At 61.4% G+C, this 19,668-nt stretch carries 14 protein-coding genes; 1 reads left to right on the top strand and 13 read right to left on the bottom strand.

Annotated features, from left to right (window positions below):
• Positions 1–264: 264 nt before the first annotated feature.
• On the top strand, positions 265–1,506 hold the full coding sequence (locus SO139_RS02770; RefSeq protein WP_449377273.1) for an FAD-dependent monooxygenase: 1,242 nt from the start codon (positions 265–267) through the stop codon (positions 1,504–1,506).
• Here the strand turns inward: SO139_RS02770 and SO139_RS02765 are convergent.
• From SO139_RS02765 to rpoC, 13 genes are all read right to left on the bottom strand, one after another.
• Positions 1,431–3,455, bottom strand: coding sequence for an ABC transporter ATP-binding protein (locus SO139_RS02765; RefSeq protein ID WP_449377274.1), 2,025 nt, complete (start codon positions 3,453–3,455; stop codon positions 1,431–1,433). The genes SO139_RS02770 and SO139_RS02765 overlap by 76 nt on opposite strands.
• A gap of 127 nt (positions 3,456–3,582) precedes the next feature.
• Complete coding sequence (locus tag SO139_RS02760; protein WP_449377275.1) at positions 3,583–5,637, bottom strand: FAD-dependent oxidoreductase; 2,055 nt, start codon at positions 5,635–5,637, stop codon at positions 3,583–3,585.
• 266 nt (positions 5,638–5,903) lie between these two features.
• Entirely contained in the window at positions 5,904–7,034 is a 1,131-nt protein-coding gene (locus tag SO139_RS02755; protein WP_474799858.1) for a helix-turn-helix transcriptional regulator, read from the bottom strand.
• 206 nt (positions 7,035–7,240) lie between these two features.
• Positions 7,241–8,431: an aminotransferase class I/II-fold pyridoxal phosphate-dependent enzyme gene (locus SO139_RS02750; RefSeq protein ID WP_449377277.1), complete on the bottom strand. Its 1,191-nt coding sequence runs from the start codon at positions 8,429–8,431 to the stop codon at positions 7,241–7,243.
• Between the two features lie 264 nt (positions 8,432–8,695).
• Positions 8,696–9,295, bottom strand: coding sequence for a flavodoxin domain-containing protein (locus SO139_RS02745; protein WP_449377278.1), 600 nt, complete (start codon positions 9,293–9,295; stop codon positions 8,696–8,698).
• Entirely contained in the window at positions 9,288–10,160 is an 873-nt protein-coding gene (locus tag SO139_RS02740; protein WP_474799862.1) for a hypothetical protein, read from the bottom strand. Before SO139_RS02740 ends, SO139_RS02745 begins: the two co-directional genes overlap by 8 nt.
• Positions 10,157–10,885 (bottom strand): iron-containing redox enzyme family protein, encoded by a 729-nt coding sequence (locus SO139_RS02735; protein ID WP_449377280.1) that lies wholly within the window; start codon positions 10,883–10,885, stop codon positions 10,157–10,159. Before SO139_RS02735 ends, SO139_RS02740 begins: the two co-directional genes overlap by 4 nt.
• On the bottom strand, positions 10,882–11,556 hold the full coding sequence (locus SO139_RS02730; protein ID WP_449377281.1) for an N-acyl amino acid synthase FeeM domain-containing protein: 675 nt from the start codon (positions 11,554–11,556) through the stop codon (positions 10,882–10,884). The genes SO139_RS02735 and SO139_RS02730 overlap by 4 nt, the downstream gene beginning before the upstream one ends.
• 78 nt (positions 11,557–11,634) lie before the next feature.
• Positions 11,635–12,435, bottom strand: coding sequence for an iron-containing redox enzyme family protein (locus tag SO139_RS02725; RefSeq protein WP_449377282.1), 801 nt, complete (start codon positions 12,433–12,435; stop codon positions 11,635–11,637).
• A gap of 109 nt (positions 12,436–12,544) precedes the next feature.
• The gene (locus tag SO139_RS02720) at positions 12,545–13,075 is read right to left on the bottom strand and encodes a hypothetical protein (protein WP_474799865.1); all 531 of its coding nucleotides are present in this window, start codon (positions 13,073–13,075) and stop codon (positions 12,545–12,547) included.
• Positions 13,076–13,213: 138 nt separating this feature from the next.
• Positions 13,214–13,948 carry an iron-containing redox enzyme family protein gene (locus tag SO139_RS02715; RefSeq protein WP_449377284.1) on the bottom strand — a complete coding sequence of 245 codons (735 nt, stop codon included), beginning with the start codon at positions 13,946–13,948 and terminating at the stop codon, positions 13,214–13,216.
• A gap of 170 nt (positions 13,949–14,118) precedes the next feature.
• Entirely contained in the window at positions 14,119–15,357 is a 1,239-nt protein-coding gene (locus tag SO139_RS02710) for a helix-turn-helix transcriptional regulator (RefSeq protein ID WP_449377285.1), read from the bottom strand.
• A gap of 28 nt (positions 15,358–15,385) precedes the next feature.
• Entirely contained in the window at positions 15,386–19,582 is a 4,197-nt protein-coding gene (gene rpoC, locus SO139_RS02705; RefSeq protein ID WP_449377286.1) for a DNA-directed RNA polymerase subunit beta', read from the bottom strand.
• Between the last annotated feature and the right edge of the window lie 86 nt (positions 19,583–19,668).

Raw genomic sequence — 19,668 nt, 5'->3', positions numbered from 1 at the left:
GCTCACCGCCTGTCGTTAAGTGACGCGCTTTCTATAAGTGGGAATCACCTGAGTCAAGGTGAAACACAGCAAGCGAAGAGCTTCTCGCGCTTAAAGAATTGGCTCGTTCGGCGCCCTCGCCGCCTCCGTGATGTAGGTTCCCGCGCCGCGATCCGCTAGCCCCAGACCCTATTTGTACCCGGATACAATATACTTTTATGGCGCGCGCTAAGGTTTTCTTTCCTGTTCCTGCGGCAGGGTGCCGCGCCGGGCGGAGAAATACCCATGCTGTATACCGATATTGCGATCATCGGCGGGGGTATGGCCGGCTCCGCCGCCGCCGCAATGCTGGGTCGCGCCGGCGTCCAGACCATCTTCATCGACCCCCACACCGAGTATCCGCCGGACTTCCGGGTCGAGAAAATCAGCGGTGACGTCCAACTCGAGCGCTTCCGGCGGACCGGAATCGCAGAATCAGTGCTGCGCCGTACGACATTTTGCGGCGAGAACTGGATCGCGCGATTCGGCCACCTGCTCGACAAGGCGCCGAGCCAGCAGTTCGGCTTCCGCTACGAGGCCTTCGTCAACGCGATCCGCGCGGAAATCCCCGACACGGTCGAGCGGGTCTGCGCCAAGGCGCTATCGATCGCGACGAGCCCTGACCGGCAGAAGATCACGCTTTCCAATAACGAAGTCGTCTCCGCCCGCCTCGTCGTGCTCGCCAATGGATTGAACGTCGGCCTGCGCCACCAGCTCGGCATCGAACGCGAGATCATCAGCGCCTGCCATTCAATCTCGGTCGGATTCGACGTCGTGCCGCTCGGGCGAACCGCATTTGATTTTCCCGCGATGACGTATTTCTCCGAGCGGCCCGGCGACCGCATCCCCTACATCACGCTGTTTCCGATCGGCACGCGGATGCGGGCAAACCTGTTCGTCTACCGCGCCTTCGACGATCCTTGGCTGCGCGATCTGCGGCGGGCACCGGTCGCGACCCTGAACGCCGCCCTGCCGCGCCTCTCGCGCATCACCGGCGCCTTCGATATCGCGAGCGAGATCAAGATTCGTCCCGTCGATCTTTATGTGCATCGGGCCTGCCGCCAGGCCGGCATCGTGTTGATCGGCGACGCCTTCGCGACCTCCTGCCCTGTCGCCGGCACCGGCAGCGACAAGGTGTTCACCGACGTTGAACGGCTCTGCGGAGTGCACATCCCGGCCTGGCTTGCGACCGAGGGCATGGACGAGGACAAGATCGCTGCCTTCTACGACGACCCGATCAAGCGGGCCTGCGATGCCTGGTCGGCCGCCAAGGCATTCGACTTCCGTGAAGTGTCGCTCGCAACGAGCCCCTACTGGAGAGCGCAGCGCTGGGCGCGCTTCGTGGCCTGGTTTGCCCAAGGTGCGGTCCGCCGGGCGGCGCGACTGGTCCACCTCGAGCCGAACATCCTCGGTCACTCCTCGTCGTCATCCTCCTCGTCGTCCTCGTCTTCATCATCATCGTCGTCGCTGTCGTCGTCATCGACCTGAGCCGCGCCGCCATGCGGCTGGTGGATCTGGTCGTCCCACAGCTTGCGATAGGTACCGTTCTTGGCGAGCAGCTCGGCATGCGAGCCGCGCTCGATGGCGCGGCCGCCTGAAATCACGATGATCTCGTCCATCTCGACGACAGAGGTCAGACGGTGGGTCGACCAGATCATGGTGCGGCCCTTGGCGACCTTGAGCAGCGTGCGGTTGATCGCAGCCTCAGTCGTCTGGTCGAGCGCCGAGGTCGCCTCGTCGAGCAGCAGCACCGATGGATTGCGTATGATGGCGCGTGCGATCGCGAGGCGCTGGCGCTGGCCGCCCGACAGCGTATCGCCGCGTTCGCCGACCGGCGTGTCGTATTTCTGCGGCAGGCTCATGATATAGCGGTGGATCTCGGCCTTCTTGGCGGCCTCCGCCACCTCCTCGTCGGTGGCGCCCTCCTTGCCGAGCCGGATGTTCTCGCGGATCGACATGTTGAACAGCATGTTCTCCTGGAACACCACGGCCATGCTCCGGCGCAGCGAATCCAGCGTCACTTTCCGCACATCGACGCCGTCGATGGTGACGCGACCTTCGTCGGGAACGTAGAGGCGCAGGACCAGATTGAGCAGCGTGCTCTTGCCGGAGCCGCTGGGCCCGACGATCGCGATGCTCTTGCCGACCTTGAGCTTGAGGCTGAGATTGTCCAGCACCGGCGTCTGGCTGCCTTCGTACTGGAAGGTGACATGGTCGAAAGTGATATCGTTGGTGATGCGCGGCAGATCCGGCGCGCCGGGACGATCGGCGCCGCGCGTCGGTTCGTCCAGCAGCTCCTGGATATGGCGCACGGCAGCGGCCGAGGAGATCGACACCGGGATGAAGTGCATCACATGGGCGATGTTGTAGGAGACCTCCCAGAACGCGCTCTCGAAGGTGACGAAGGTGCCGATGGTGATCTGCCCCTTGGTCGCAAGATACGCACCGATCGCGAGCACCACGAGGTGCAGGAGCAGGACCGAGATCGTGACCGTCCGCTCCACCATGGTCGACAGGAATGCGGCTGACGCGATCCTGTTGCGGGTCTCGTCGTTGCGGAAGGCGAAGAAGCCGAACATCTTGCGCTGCAGGCTGAACGCCTTGATCACGGCCTGCGCCGCCACGTTCTCCTGCACCATGCCGAGCAGCCCGCTTTCGTTGAGCTTCTGCTCGTAATTTGCCTGCACCGCCTTCGGCGTGAGGATGCGCGGTCCGATCAGCGTGATCGGAAACACCAGCAGCGCGACCACGGCGAGCTGCCAGTTCAGGAACAGCAACAGGATGATGCCGGCTATCAGCTCCATGAACGGCAGTGCAGCGCTGTTGACAAATGTCTTGACCGAGCCTTCGAAGGCCGAGAGATCGACGGAGAAGCGTGACAGGATCTCGCCGCGCTTGGTGCGACCGAAATAGGCCGCCGGCAGGCTCTGCACGTGCTCGAACAGCCGCTTGCGCACGTCGGAGATGATGCAGGCTGCCAGCCGCGCGTCCCAGCGCTCGTACCAGACTGCGACGATCGAGGTGAAGATGCCGGCGACCGCGAGCACGCCGAGGATCTTGTAGAGAGCCTGAAAGTCCTCCTCGCCGAGCGCGTCGTCGATCAGGAACTTCAGGCTGAGCGGCATGATGACGTTGAAGAGCGTCTCGATCAGCACGCCGAACGATACGAAGGCCAGGATCCGCTTGTAGTTGGAGAGGTAGGGCTTGACGAAGCCCAGGATGGTTGCGAGCGCGCCGGCGGCTTCGCGCGCCGTGAAGACAACGAGGTCCTCGTCCTCATCGTCGTCATCGAGCTCCGGAAGCTCGTCGTCCTCCTCCTCGTCATCCTCATCGTCTTCCAGGTCCGGCTTGACGGCGGATGCGAGCTTGTCCTCAAGCTCGGTCGCTTCTTCCGCGGCGAGCTTCTGTTTGTCGGGCGAGAGAGGCCTGGATGCCATGAAACCAACCGATGCTGACGGCCGGCATGACCGCAGAAAATCAGGAAAACAGCGGAGAACCGCTATTGCACCGATTCTATGCGATCAGGATCAATTCGGCAAAGCAATTGGCGAATTCGCGAGGCAGCTATTCGTCGTCCTCGACCTTGTCGAAGAAGGAATAGCGCAAGCTGTCGGCGTCGGCGTACCACTGCCCCGGCCCCTTGTTGGCGGCGAGCGTCGCCGCCCACAGCGCATCGGTGCAGTCGTTGCGGTGCATCGACAGGTCGAACCCGTTGCCGAAGAACAATTCCGACCATTCCCACCAGGTGCCGAGCTTCTTGACCCCGCGCAGGAGGTCGTAGCGATCAATCAGGCCAGGCGCCATGTCGGAGGTGATCGAGCCGAACACCAGGCCCGTCTTGACCACGCGGTTCAATTCGCGGATCGCGCGGACGACCTGCTTCTCGGAGAGGTGGCAAAGGCTGGTCTCGAATACGAAATCGAACGCGCCGTCCTTGAACGGCATGTCAGCGATCGAACCGAGCTTGTTGTATTTCTTGAGCGCCTTCGGCGTCCTGGCATGGATGGTGCGGTTGTTCTCGATGCCGAAGGCGTCGATCCCGCGCTCGCGCAGCGCGCCGACGAGCTCGCCGCTGGCAGAGCCCGCCACCAACAGCTTGGCACCCTTCGCCTTGCCCCAGACGATGCCGATGAGTTTCATCAGATAGTCGGGGTCGGTGAACTGGCGCCACGCTTCGCCATAGGGACCCTGACCGCGATAGTTGTCGAAATAGTCGCGGTCGATCTTGTCGGACAGCGGTGTCTCGCTCTGGCTGCGCGCGCGACGCAGGCGCATCATCTCGGTCAGGATGATGTCGGTCGCAGCGTCCGAGGAGTCGAGCAGACCGTTCAGCGTCGAATCGAACAGATAGTCGCCGACCACGACGATGCCGGGATGCTCCTTCGGCTCGGGCCGGTGATTGGTCATGACATCGCGCACGGGCAAGCCGCCCGGCAACGCGTTCACCGAAGACAGCCAGCGGTGGATCTTGCCCTCCATGAAATGCGCACGCGCATCGCCGAGCGAGGCGGGCAGCGATTTCAGCGCGGCATCGATCAGCTCCTGGTCGGAGAGATTGGCGAAGGCCAGCGCATCAGAGCCCGGAATGAGCCAGTTCAACACGCCGTGCTTGCCGACGTCGTGGCGGGCGCCCTCGTTGTAGACGCAGCAACCGCCGAAGGCTTCCGACATGAACCAGGCGCCGGGGATCTTGTCGCCCCAGAACGGGGCGTCGAACAGGATCGAGACGCGCAGGTAATGCGCGGGACGGTCGAAATAGGAGACGTGCTTGACCATCGACTTGCGGAGCTGCTCGCCTTCCCAGCCAAGCGTGGCGAGCCAGGAATGCGGCAGGCAGACCAGCACGAGGTCGAAGTCGCGCGTCTCCGGCCCCTTGCCGTTCATCATCTTGAGCTGGTAGCGCCCCGTCGGCGCCTTGCCGACGGCGAGCACGCGATGATTGAGCTGGATGTCGGCGTTGACCTCCGACTGGAGACACTCGACGAGCTGCTCGTTGCCGTTCTGGATCGAGTAGAGGCCGATATAGCCATCGACATCCATCAGGTAGTTCTTGAGCGCATTGAGCCCGTTGGTGTTGTGGCTCTCCGTCGCGATGTCGGAGCGCGCCATCACCTTGAAGAATCGCTTGGCGGTCGCGTCATCGACCTCCTCGTCGAGCACCTGCTCGGCCGTCTTGTAGGCCCAGGGATGCTCGTTGTCGTGCGCGCCGACGCCTTCGTAATATTCGATCGGCGACATCATGTCGGAGCAGCGCTTGCGGAACGCTTCGATGGCAGCCGCGGTCTTGGCGCCGTATTTGCGGCGCACGCCGGGTACGTCGTTCAGGAGCTCGCCGCCGAACTGGACCTGCTCGGCGTCCATGGGAATGGTCTGAAGCCCGAAATGCTGGATCAGTTCCCGCAATGGATCCGGTCCGGTCATCGAGTAATCGTAGATCTCGGCAACGCCCGCCTCGTACATCGCAGGCGCCGAATCGAACTTCCGCGTGACGATCTTGCCGCCGAGCCGGTCGGACGCCTCATAGATGGTGATGCGGCAGAGATCGCCGAGTTTGCGCTTCAAATACCAGGCGCTCATCAGCCCGCCGGGGCCGCCGCCTACGATTGCGAGGTCAAGCATGTCAGGTCCGTGGTCTCCGGCCGCCCCCCGTGTCGGGACCACCGGTCTAAGCTCTCTTAACAGAAGCGCTTTTTTGGCTGAAGGAAAGATGAACAAACGACGTCCCTGCACCGCAGCAAGGAAACAAAGCAGCAAAAAGGCCGGCAAAAGCCGGCCTTTTCATTGTCCTCGGGAATCGTACGGATGAACCATGTTTCGGCCCGGGCCGGGCTCCCCGGCGGCCCGGCTAGCCCGTGGGTGGGACGGGCCAATCGAGCCGCCTCCGGCTATTTCAGGATGAACCTCGTCAGCAGCACGGCCAGTTCGCTTTGCCTGGAAACCCCGACCTTGGAAAACACCCGCTTCAGGATCGTCCGCGCCGTTTCCTCAGCAATACCTAGCCGTTCAGCCGCTTCACGGGGCGAAAGGCCCGCACCGACCAGCGAGGCCACCCGGGCCTCCCCCATGGTCAGGCCCAAAACATCCCTGATCAAGGCAGGCTCGGTCGGACGATCATTGTCGGGATCAATCAGAAGCACGATGGCCCGGGCCTGGGTCAGAAAGTTCGTGACCGCACATTGTCCGGCCGGGATCGGGAGAACATAGAGCGTCAGCGGGCGAATTGAACACTTGCGATGGACTAGTATCGGCCGGTGCTTCGCCAACCAATCGTCTCTCCGATAATCCGCGAGGCTAGCCAATCTCCCCGGCCCCTGCAGGCTGATCGGCGAAGCCCCCACGACCAGCTTGTCGCCGGCGAGATTGAGACCATCGCCCAACCTCGCCTGGGCAGCGGGATTCGAGAACAACACGCGCGCCAGCGAATCGAGGATAAAAACCCCGATGCCTACGCGTTCAAGGGCCGTACCAAGCTCCACCCTGCCAAGCTCTGCATCCATAAGGCGGATGCTCAGGCGAAGCGAGCGCTCGATATGGGGACCGAATCTGGTCAGCAACGCCAGCTCTTCGTCGGTGAATTCCGGCTTGCCGGCTTCACGCTGCACAACGACGCCCACCTCCACGCGGGGATCGGGCGATACCATTGCTGCGGCGAAATATTTCAGACCGTACTTTGCGAGCAAGCCAACGTAGAGTGGATCTGTCTCGACCTCTGCCGGCGACACGAGGTGCCGATCGGTGACCGCGTCGCCGCTGAAAAAGTAGCCTCGCTCTCGTGAGCGAATAGCGCGGATATCACGGAGTCCCCAGTTCTGCCGATATTCCTCGCAGAGCGCCTGCATGGAATCGGAGCCCAGGGCACTGAAGCTGCCATCGTCCTTGCTGTAGACCATCGTGGCGCCGCGATCGCCAAAGCAATCGGCAAGGGCCTGCAACGCCTGCGGCCAGTGTACAGGCTCCGATGCGGATTGATAGATCGCCTCGATTGCATGCTCAAAACACTCAGAAGTAAGGTTCAAGCAGCCCCGCCCAATCGACAAAGTATCAAAATCGTCCGGACGCTGCCAAATCGCGCCAAACCAACCAATCGAAATCGTATGTTTGGCACGGGGGCCGTGGCAAGTGCTTTGTCGACGGCCGCTAGCCGGAGCAGACGCACCCTCGTCCACCGGGAGCCGGGCAAACAGGCCTTCGGGCCGCGCTGCGCAAGCACGGAGCCTGCCGGTCACGATTGACGGCGAGACTGGTCCTCCGACCAGCTGGCCATAGCGAAGTCCGATCTTTGCTTCTCAGACGGCGCCGGCCCAGCCGCGAACGCTCGTCTCGCCTGAATAAGAGCTTCTGCAAGAACCGACTGGGCAAATCTGCAATGTTCGGCGGTGTGGTCCGCCATCACCTGCAGGCGGAAGCGCGCCGCGCCCCTGGCAACCGCGGGATACTCCACGAGATTGGCCGCAAGTCCGCGCTCGCCCAGATGCCGCGCGGTCAGACGCGCCTGGGCTTCGTCCCCGACGACGACCGGTACGATCGGCGACGGTGCTCCCAAACACTTCAAATCAGCGGCCGATAGGATCGAGCGCAATAGGACAATCCGGTCGAGAAGGGCCCGGCGGCGCTTTTGTCCTTCCGGAGATCGAATAATCTCCAGCGCCTCGTGGACCACGGCACATTGAACCGGGGAAAGGGCATTCGAGAAGATGTGAGGTCCGGCGAAGACCTTGAGATATTCGAACGTGCTTTCACTGTTTGTTGCAACGAAGCCGCCATTTGACGCAAACGTCTTGGAGAAGCTGCCCATCACGATGTCTATCTCGCCCATGAGCCGCTGCGCCGCCAGATGTCCTCCTCCGCCGGGTCCCAGACAACCGAGATCGTGCGCACAGTCGACCATCAGCGTGGCGCGGAATTCGCGACACAATCGCTGAACAGCGCCGATGTCCGGCGTGTCGGAATTCATCGAAAACAGACTTTCAGTAACGACCAAGATTCCACCATTGGCATCCCTGCTCCTGATCTTGTGCAGAATTCGCTTGAGGCTCTCCGTTTTGAGATGGCCAAAAACATGAACATTCGGAGTCGAGCAATGCGCCCCCTCCTGAAGACACGCGTGCGACAATCCATCGAGAACGACATGATCACTCGGCCTCACGAGCGCACGGAGCACCCCGAAACCCGCTGCCCAGCCGGTCGGAAATAGCAGGACTCGATCATATTCGAGAAACTCGCAAAGCGCCTTTTCGAGCCGCACCGCGGCCTCAGTACGCCCCATCAACGCCGCCGATCCGGCGCTGTGCACACCATACTCGTTGATCGCAGCATGAGCGGCTGCTCGGATGCCCGGATGATTGGAGAGCGCGAGATAGTCCTGGGACGCAAAGTTGACGGTCTCTCGCCGATTAATCCCGTTGGTCCCCATGATCTCGCACTCGGGTCCGGGCTGCGCACGAGTCGCTCTGAAGTAGGGCCAAAGCTGCTTCTTGGCGCGCCCACTGACCCAGGCAAGGTACGCTCCGGTTCGCCGAAGCAGGTCGTGGCCTTCGAGCTCCCGAAACTCGGCAATACTTCCGGTCAAGCTCGATGCCATCGCCGACGAGTCTGGATGAGATTCCATGAGAGGCCTCCCCTCAATAGGCCGACGACCGACATGAAAGCGGCCGGCCTCGGCCCATCGGGCATCGATTCAGGTGTGAAAGTCATTCCGGCTGCACCGGGCGTTCCGCTCGACGACCGCGGTGCATTTCCCGGCTTCATCCGCCACATTCGTCATCCAGATTCGAACCAAAGACTCCGCATGCCGATGCTCCCGCTTGAAGTCGATGACGAATCCCGGGAAGTGGCCAGCCGCGAGCGCTGGTGAACTTTCAAACGTGAAGCGTTCCGGCGTCGTCTTTCCGCAGATGGGAAAACCAGATTGGCGGAAGAACCGGTTGAGCGGGCTCAAGCCACCCGCGAAGCTGCGCTTGTGGCCCCTGGCGTCGCCGAGCGCGAAGAGTGCGATCTGTCGGCTTCGGCTGATAGCGGTTGCCACCTCATGGGAATGCTTGTCCCAAAGGTAGTGCCAATTGCCCTGGCCGTAGGTGGGCGTTCCCAGAAACGCCAGGCTGTATCGCTTGCCGTAGATGCGAGGCGCCCAGTCATCCCATTCCGCGAGGTCGACCAGATCGACTTCGATCGCGGAACACCCTGCGATGAGATGCGCCACGGACCGCGTAGAACCTGAAGTCGATGCATAGATGACGCAAGCGCGCCTCGCTGAAGAACCTGCGTGAAACTCAGGCATCCAGCGCTTCCGCTGTATTGCCGGTGTCGGCGAATGGCTTAGTCCCGGTCACCGACGCGATAGCTCCACGCTCGAGAGCCGCCGCCAAACGGGCACCGCCGAACTCGTTGTCGCCATAGAACTGGCGGGCAATGGGCTCCAGCGGACTGCCAACCGCCTTGAACCGGGAAATCTGGTCGGCCGGGCAGCACAACGGTCGAACCGAGCCGTATTCCCGGTGAAAAACCCAGCCGCGATAATCGAGGTAACCGAACCGACAGAAGAACTGGATCAAAGGCTTGTTGCAGTCGAGGAAATCGATCTTGCATCCATTGCCGTAGTGAAAGTGTCTTGCGTAATGCAGGATGAGCTTGATGGGATGAATCGACTTCTGAAGCTCCGGCTCGAACATCAATTTCGTCGTCAGCGACATTTCGCTAGCGGCATAGTCGAAGCGATCGTCGACCCCATATAGAGTTCGATAGTAATCCGTGTGGGGATCGGAAAAACGGTTTCCTCTGATCGTTCCGATGATCCTTCCGTCCAGATGGGTCGCATAAATGGTCCCGCTCGCGTCGAGCGGCTCTATGACCGTTTTGCGCACGTGGTCCGCGTATTTCTGCCGGCGCTGCATTTGCTCGACATAGACGCGATATCTGAAGCGATAGACCTCCAGCCGTGCATCATCGTCCGATGCCTCGCGAATCTCGAAGCGTCCGGCCCTCGGCGCACCCGTCATGGAGATCACTCCGCCGCGACTGCCATCCAACAACTGCGAGCTGCTGGGCTTCTCCGGGTCGACACCGAGGTCTTCGACAAATTCTCTCTGCACGACAACACGATCCTTGAAATTCTTCTCTACTGGACAGGAGGCATCGGGACTCACTTTTCGACGGTTGCCCGGCGATACGCCTCGTCCCAAACGGGAAGCGGATAGACGGCATTGAAATAGTCAAAACATCGAAACATTGCCGCGGAGCTCTCCGGATACCGCGTCGCGACGTCGAGGATCAGATGCCTCAAGAACGTCGCATGCCTGGCGTCTTCAGTCGCGTGCTCAATGAGGAAACGCAGCCCTTCGCGAGGGAGCTTTCGCGCCTCAATGACTGGAAGAGCTGCCTGCGTGACCAACGCCGTAAGTTGCTCGAACAAGTACTCCGCACCGAGGTAGCCGAATGGGCTTTCGACCCGAGCCATTCGCCACCAAACTGCGGCAACCGCAAACGTTGCTGGTGACGCTGCGGCAACGACTGCATCCTCCTGATGACCGCCGAGCTTGCCATGATCTTCAAGGGCCCAAAGGCCGTGCTCCGCTTCTTCCGCCTTGTGCGCCGAGAGCATCTGCATCAATTTGACTTCGTTCTTGGGGAGCCGCCCAAACATGTGAAAGCCGGCTTCCGTAGTATGCGACTGATACCAACACACTGACCTGAATATCTCACGAACCAGCGCGAGTATGTGCTCGGCAGGCGTCGAGGGATCGGAAATCATGCGCCAGCCACGCCAGGCTTTTACATTGGCGAAGACTTCATTCACCCGACGGTCCAACTCCTCGAACGTCGCCTGCGCATCGAGGGAATACCCATTGATGGGTTGAGCTGAGATCGTCATGCTGTCACCAACTTGGTGTGAGTGCGGGATTGGCAAACGAGCTTCTCTGCGTAGGTGAGCAGTGGCGAAGCGACTTTTTTGAGATGCGCTAGATCATACGGATTGAGATTGAGGTTATGAATCCGGCCGGCAATCGGATCGCGAATATGGAATCCCGTCTCCCTAAAGCCGAACCGCTCGAAGATTCCAACGAGGTCGCTCCGCGTCCCGATGACACAACAGGTTGCTCCGGCGAGCATTCCAGTTCTGTAGACTTCACAGAAGAGCGGTACGATCACTGCACGCGCGCGAAGCTCGGGCCGCACCACAAAGCGGGAATTTACCACCGCCGTCGAAAGACACGCGATTCGTGCCCCCTCGACCAGAGGCCTCAAATGGAGATCTAGCAGCGCATCTGGTGCCCATGTGACCCGCACTGCCGCCAACAGGCGATCATCCTGCTTGACTTGAAAATTCAAGCTGACGTCATCGACAGGCTCAAGAAGGCATCGACGCACGTGGTCCGCATGGGCATACGCCTTCTGATCGCGCTCGACGTAAAGATCATAACGAAGCCGACCGATAGCCTCGAGTTCGGCGGCGCTTTTCGCCACGCTCACTTGCCCTGCTCGAGGCAGTGCCTGCTTTGGCCAGCGCCTCGCTAATTCTTCCCTTTCATCGGCCCCCTTCAAGATTTGCTCCCCACAGACTTCGATGTAAAAAAGACATCGTCCCCGAGGCATCCGGCAGCAGACACCGCGCGCCCGAGATCACTCCGCCGCGACCGCCATCGACCGTTGAGCAATGGCGCGCCGATAGGCCATGTTCCAGGCGGGCATCGGATAGACGTGATGGAAATACTCGAAGCCGTAGCAAATCGACGCGCGCGATTCCGGATACCGCTCGGCGACATCGCGAATGAGCTGGCCGATCTGTTGCGCATGCTCGATGTCAGCCGTGGCGTGATGATCGATGAACTCAAGCCCCTTCGGGGACAATCCCCTGCGATGAAGGATATGCCTCACTTCCTCTGTCACCAACGGAGTCAAGGCGTCAAAAAGATAAACGGCGCCCAAATAGACGAACGGGTCACGCTTCAGCGCAATGTAATTCCACACGCCGGCGATCGCGAACGAAGACGGGCTCATGCGACGCGATCTGGCAAACTCCTCATTCCCGCCGAAGCCCTTGTAGTCACGAAGGGCCATTTCGTTATGGTCGAACTCCTCGGACTGATGATGCAACATCTCCTCGACCCAAGGAATCGGCATAGATCTCGGCATCTGTCCGATCGCCCAGAGCGCAGCCGCGAGCGAGTCGGGCTGATACATGACTATCTCGAGATAGATCTCCTTCAGTATCGCGATGATCGTTGCGACCGGCGTGGAATCGTCCGCAACGAGACGCCACGGAGCCGATTCCTTGATTTCCGCGAAGGTGTCATCGACCCGGTTCGCAAGATGGGCCAGAACCTGCGAACTGCTCAACGTTTCCGGATCGACACCCAAATCCTCAATATACTCGGCTCGCATGAAATCCCCCTCTGCCTCAGCGATAAGGACGACGATCACAATCGCCCAATGCGCACTTACGTTTGCCGGGTTTACCCGCCGGCTTCAGCCCCCATCTGGGGTATGACGAGCAATACATGTGGCGTGTCCCGAGTGATGGTTCACCGCGTCAAGGTGCCGTCACAAGCGGAGCGCGCTTCAACCGACGTCTCGACGCGACCAGTGGCGACCCGACCGACCTCATGTGGGCGATATCGGCCAGGTCCAGGATCAGAACATCCTGCGGGCCCGCGACCGGGTCATCCAGCTTAGTACCGGACCTGCAATATCCAATGCGCTCAAACAGCGGCACACGGTGCGGGAGGGTCGACAGCACCGAATGCGTGCAACCCGACAGGACGCCGATCTCGTAGGCGCGTCGCAAGATCACGACCAGATTGGCCAGATCCGCCCGTTCGCTCGACGCAACGATGAGTCGGCTGCAGATGATGGTTTTGCCGCAAGCGATATCTGCGGGGAGACTGCCGCGCAGAAGCGAGAGATAGTCGCTCGCAACGACGTCGACAGACCACGACATCCGCAAGGCCACCGATATCGTCGCGCCATTGCCGATAAAGAGATTGAGCGACACCGGATCAATGGGATCAAGCAGCGTTCGGTCGGCTCCCGCCACCGCATAGGGTTGGGCTTGTTCGACCACGAAGCGCTGGTAGCGCAGTCTCCCGATGCATCCGAGTTCTTCGTCAGTGCTGGCGACTCGAACGCTGGAGTGACCGGCCAGAATTGACAGGCCCGGCCAGCGGGCCGAACGTTCGAGGTTGCACGGGACAAGAGACATCTAGCCGCCGGCTGCGACGGCTCTTTCGAGCGCCTCCTCCCAAACTGGCAGCGGCCAGACGCAACGGAAATAGTCGAAACAGCGCGTCATCGCTGTTTCACTGCCCGGATACCGGGTGACGGTATCGAGAATGAGGTGCTTCAGAAACGTCGCGTGTTTGGCGTCCTCGGTCGCGTGCTCGATCACGAACCTGAGCTCGTCGCGCGGCAAGTTTCGGCTCTCGATGATCGGCAATGCGGCCTTGGTCGCGAGCGCGGTCAGTTGCTCATAGAGATATTCCGCGCCGAGATAGCCAAGCGGCTCCTCGTGCTCGGCCATTCGCCACCATACTGCCGCGACGGCAAAGGTCGTCGGGGAAGTCGCGGTCAGATCCTTGGCGCCCAGCTTGGCCATGTCCTCGCGCGCCCATAATCCGTGCTCGGCTTCTTCGGCCTTGTGGCATGCCAGCGACTGCATCAGTCGAACCTCTCCCTTCGGAAAGCGCCCGATCATATGGAACGCTGCTTCGGTAGTATGCGGTTGATACCAGCAAACCGAGCGATAAAGCTCCCTGACGAAGGCAAGGATGGTAGATGGCGGTGTCCGCGGATCACGGATGACCTGCCACCCCTTCCACGCCTCGACGGCAGCAAACACCTCCGAAACGCGATGATCGAGTGCTCGGAAGCTCTGCCACGCCTCTTCCGGATAGCTGGCTTTGCTTGCGACGCTGGATGCACTTTCATAAACGTTCATCACGGCACTCCCAGAAGGCAACGGGGTCTGGCAACGGCTGGCATTGCCCGTGATGCTCGCAGGTAAAGCGCGTCCGCTTCAGCCCCCATCTGGGGTACGGAATGAATCGTTCACGGGGATTTTCGCCGAAAGCATTGCGGGCGCGGCGACGGACCGCATGGTCCGCCGGACTATCTCAGCACCAGCTTTGCCAGCAGGGCCGCAAGCTCGCTTTGCCTGCTGACTCCGACCTTGGCGAATACACGCTTCAACGTCGTGCGTGCGGTCTCTTCAGAAATGCCCAGTTTTTCGGCAGCCTCGCGCGGCGACTGACCGGCACCAACCAGCGCGGCAACGCGCGCTTCACCCAACGTCAAACCGAGAATGTCACGAATGAGCGAAGGATCTGGCGGGCTGTCCACGTCGGGATCGATGGCGAGCACGATAACCCTGGCCTGGGTCAGAAACAGGTTCATAGCGGTTTCAGCCATCGGTATCGGCAGAAAGTAGAGAGTCAGCGGGCGATTGGACGAACGGCGATGGACCAAAATCGGACGTTGCGCGGCAATCACGTCTTCAGATCGGTAATTGACGATGCGCTTCATCGCTTCGGATGCTTGCGAATTCAGCGCCAGCGACTGCACGCTCAATTTGTCGCCGATGATGTCAAGGCCGTCGCCCAGCATCGTTTGCGATGCAGGATTGGAAAAAATCACGCGCCCGAGCGAATCGAGAATGAAAATGCCCATCCCCAGACGGGACAGCGCCGCGCCCAGCCCCATCTTGCTGAGTTCGGCGTCCATGAGGCGTATACCGAGACGCAGGGCTCGTTCGACATGGGGGCCCAGCCGGGCCAACGTATCGAGCTCGGCGTCGGTAAATTCCGTTTTTTTTGGGCTCCGCTGAATGCTGAGAGCGACCTCGACCCAAGGATCAGGCGACACCATAGCTGCTGCGAAATACTTCAAGCCGTGCCGCGTCAGCAAGTCAGTGTAGAACGGATCGCTCAACATCTCCTGGCGTGAGACGACGTCACGGTCGGTAATGACGTCGCGTTTGAAGAAGTAGCCGCGTTCGCGCGACCGAACAGCCCGGATGTCGCGATCACTCCAGAGCCGACCGTATTCGAGACTGACCGAAGTCAACGACGCGGATTCGATGACACCGAAACTGCCGTCATCCTTCCCATAGAGCAGGATCGCGCCGACGTCGCCGAAACAGTCGGCGATCACTTGCAACGCCTGGGTCCAATAGGAGGGTTCGGCGGCGGATCGATAAATGGCCTCGACCGCGCGGACAAATGGCTCTGACATAAAATCGAACAAGAAAATTGACGCGTGCTGGAAAGTTGACCCGAGCGTCCCAACCTTGTCAACGCACCACCCCTCCCTACGCTCAGCAAAAAGGCCGGCTTTCGCCGGCCTTTTCATGATCCTCGGTATTCCTACGGATGAACCATCATTCCGCAGGCGGCAACGCCACCGGCTCCGCTTCCGGCGCCGGCGAGACGACCGAGGTCTGCTTCTCGCGCTCGTCGAGGATCAGCTTGTCGCGCTTCATGGCAACTTCGCGGATCTTGGCCATGGAGGCGCCGGTGCCCGCCGGGATCAGCCGGCCGACGATGACGTTCTCCTTGAGGCCCTCGAGCGGGTCGACCTTGCCGTTGACCGCCGCCTCCGTGAGGACGCGGGTGGTCTCCTGGAACGAGGCCGCCGAGAAGAACGAGCGTGTCTGGAGGCTCGCCTTGGTGATGCCGAGCAGAACCGGCGTTCCCGTGGCGGGCTTCTTACCCTCTTCCTTCGCCTTCTCGTTGAGCGCGTCGAACTCGATCTTGTCGACCTGCTCGCCGGAGATCATGTCGGTCTCGCCCTGGTCGGTGATTTCCACCTTCTGGAGCATCTGACGGACGATCACCTCGATGTGCTTGTCGTTGATGAGCACGCCCTGGAGCCGGTAGACCTCCTGGATCTCGTTGACCAGATAGGCCGCGAGCTCCTCGATGCCCTTGACCGCCAGGATGTCGTGCGGCGCCGGGTTGCCTTCCACGATGAAGTCGCCCTTTTCGACGACGTCGCCGTCCTGAAGGTGAATGTGCTTGCCCTTCGGGATCAGGTACTCGCGCGGCTCGTCGGTCTTGTCCACCGGCTCGATCGAGATGCGACGCTTGTTCTTGTAGTCACGTCCGAACCGGATGGTGCCCGCGATTTCGGCGATGATCGCCGCATCCTTCGGACGCCGTGCCTCGAACAGTTCCGCCACCCGCGGCAGACCGCCGGTGATGTCACGCGTCTTGGCGCTTTCGGTCGAGACACGGGCGAGGATATCACCCGGCGCGACCTTGGCTCCGATATCGACCGAGAGAATGGCGTCGACCGACAGCATGTAGCGGGCATCGCCGCCGCGGGCGAGCTTGAGCACCTTGCCATCCTTGCCCTTGATCACGATGGCCGGACGCAGGTCCGAACCGCCACGCGTCGATCGCCAGTCGATGACCACACGCTTGGCGATACCGGTGGCTTCGTCCAGCGTTTCCGAGATCGACTGCCCTTCGACCAGATCCTCGAAGCCGATGGTGCCTTCCACCTCGGTGAGGAGCGGACGGGTGTAGGGATCCCACTCGACGATGCGCTGGCCACGCTTGACGTTGTCGCCCTCATCGACGTGCAGGCGCGAGCCGTACTGAATACGGTGCGTCGCACGCTCGGTGCCGTCGCCATCGACGATCGCCACCACCATGTTGCGGACCATTGCGATCAGGTGACCTTCGCTGTTGCGGGCGATGGCCTTGTTCCTGATCACGATCTTGCCGTCGAAGTTGGATTCGACGAACGACTGCTCGTTGAGCTGCGCCGCACCACCGATGTGGAAGGTGCGCATGGTGAGCTGGGTGCCCGGCTCGCCGATCGACTGCGCCGCGATGACGCCGACCGCTTCGCCGTGGTTGACCGGCGTGCCGCGGGCGAGGTCGCGGCCGTAGCACTTGCCGCAGATGCCGTTGACGAGTTCGCAGGTCAATGCCGAGCGGATCTTCACCTCCTGCACACCACCCTGCTGGATGGCATCCAGATGGCTCTCTTCCATCAGCGTACCGCGCTTGATGATCACCTTGCCCGAGCCGTCACGCACGTCTTCGCAGGCCACGCGGCCCAGGATGCGCGAGCCGAGCGAAGCGACCACGGTGCCGGCATCGACGATGGCGCGCATCTTGATGCCGAGCTTGGTGCCGCAGTCGTCCTGCGTGATGATGCAGTCCTGCGCGACGTCGACCAGACGGCGGGTCAGGTAGCCGGAGTTCGCGGTCTTCAACGCGGTGTCCGCGAGGCCCTTGCGGGCGCCGTGCGTCGAGTTGAAGTACTCGAGCACCGAGAGGCCTTCCTTGAAGTTCGAGATGATCGGCGTCTCGATGATCTCGCCCGACGGCTTGGCCATCAGGCCGCGCATGCCGGCGAGCTGGCGCATCTGGGCCGGCGAGCCACGCGCACCGGAGTGGGCCATCATGTAGATCGAGTTGATGTCGGCGTCTGCTCCGCTGGCCGTCTTCTTGGTCGCAGAGATCTCCTTCATCATCGCCTTGGCGATTTCTTCGGTCGCCTTCGACCAGGCGTCGACGACCTTGTTGTACTTCTCGCCATGGGTGATCAGACCGTCATTGTACTGCTGCTCGAAATCCTTCGCCAGCGTACGGGTGGTGTCGACGATCTTCCACTTGCCGTGCGGCACGACCATGTCGTCCTTGCCGAACGAGATGCCGGCCTTGAACGCGTTGTAGAAGCCGAGCGCCATGATGCGGTCGCAGAAGATCACCGTCTCCTTCTGGCCGCAGTGGCGGTAGACCTGGTCGATGACGCCGGAGATCTCGCGCTTGGTCATCAGCTTGTTGATGATGTCGTACGAGATCTTCGAGCTCTTCGGCAGCACGTTGCCGAGCATGATGCGGCCGGGCGTGGTCTCGATCCAGCGGCGGGCCGGCTTGCCGTCCTCGCCGACGCCTTCCCACCGGTACTTGATCTTGGTGTGGAGGTGGATGACCTTCGAATGCAGCGCGTGCTCGAGCTCGGCCATCTCGCCGAACACCTTGCCCTCGCCGGGCATGCCTTCGCGCAGGATCGAGAGATAGTAGAGTCCGAGCACGATGTCCTGCGACGGCACGATGATCGGCTGGCCGTTCGCCGGATGCAGGATGTTGTTGGTCGACATCATCAGGACGCGCGCTTCGAGCTGCGCTTCCAGCGACAGCGGAACGTGCACGGCCATCTGGTCGCCGTCGAAGTCGGCGTTGAACGCGGCGCAGACCAGCGGGTGGAGCTGGATCGCCTTGCCCTCGATCAGCACGGGCTCGAACGCCTGAATGCCGAGGCGGTGCAGCGTCGGCGCGCGGTTGAGCAGCACCGGATGCTCGCGGATCACCTCGTCCAGGATGTCCCAGACCTCGGGCCGCTCCTTCTCGACCAGCTTCTTCGCCTGCTTGACGGTGGTGGACAGGCCCTTGGCGTCAAGCCGCGAATAGATGAACGGCTTGAACAGCTCGAGCGCCATCTTCTTCGGCAGACCGCACTGATGCAGGCGCAGCTCGGGACCGACCACGATCACCGAACGGCCCGAATAGTCGACGCGCTTGCCGAGCAGGTTCTGGCGGAAGCGGCCCTGCTTGCCCTTGAGCATGTCGGCGAGCGACTTCAGCGGACGCTTGTTGGCGCCGGTGATGACGCGGCCGCGGCGGCCGTTGTCGAACAGCGCGTCGACGGCCTCCTGAAGCATGCGCTTCTCGTTGCGGATGATGATATCAGGCGCGCGCAGCTCCATCAGCCGCTTCAAACGGTTGTTGCGGTTGATGACGCGGCGGTAGAGGTCGTTGAGGTCCGAGGTCGCGAAGCGGCCGCCGTCGAGCGGCACCAGCGGACGCAGATCCGGAGGGATCACCGGAACGACGGTGAGGATCATCCATTCCGGCTTGTTGCCGGAGTGACGGAACGCCTCCACGATCTTCAGGCGCTTGGCGAGCTTCTTGTGCTTGATGTCGGAGTCGGTCTCCTGCATCTCGGCACGCAAGCTGACCTCGAGCTTCTCGAGCTCCATGCCCTTGAGCAGTTCGCGGATCGCCTCGGCGCCGATCATGGCGGTGAAGGAATCCTGGCCGTACTCGTCCTGCGCCTTCAGATACTCGTCTTCCGACAGCAGCTGACGGTCCTTCAGCGCGGTGAGGCCCGGCTCCAGCACGACGTAGTATTCGAAGTAGAGGATCCGCTCGAGATCCTTCAGCGTCATGTCCAGCAGGAGGCCGATGCGCGAGGGCAGCGACTTCAGGAACCAGATGTGGGCGACGGGCGCTGCGAGCTCGATGTGACCCATGCGCTCGCGCCGGACGCGCGACAGCGTGACCTCGACCGAGCACTTCTCGCAGATGATGCCCTTGTACTTCATGCGCTTGTACTTGCCGCACAAGCACTCGTAATCCTTGATCGGCCCGAAAATGCGCGCGCAGAACAGGCCGTCGCGCTCGGGCTTGAAGGTCCGGTAGTTGATGGTCTCCGGCTTCTTGATCTCGCCGTAGGACCAGGACAGAATCTTCTCTGGAGACGCGATCGAGATCCGGATCTGGTCGAAGACCTGAGCCGGCGTCGTCGGGTTAAAAAGATTCATAATCTCTTGGTTCATCGTCTTCTCCTCGCGTGCCGGTCGAGGCCGGCAGCAAATTCGAAAATCTTAACTCGCGGAGCGCCCTGCCCTCACCGCGCGGGACA

Source organism: Bradyrhizobium sp. UFLA05-89 (genome assembly GCF_059803475.1).
The sequence above is the reverse complement of the archived record's forward strand: the minus strand, read 5'-3'. Positions and strand labels throughout refer to the sequence as shown.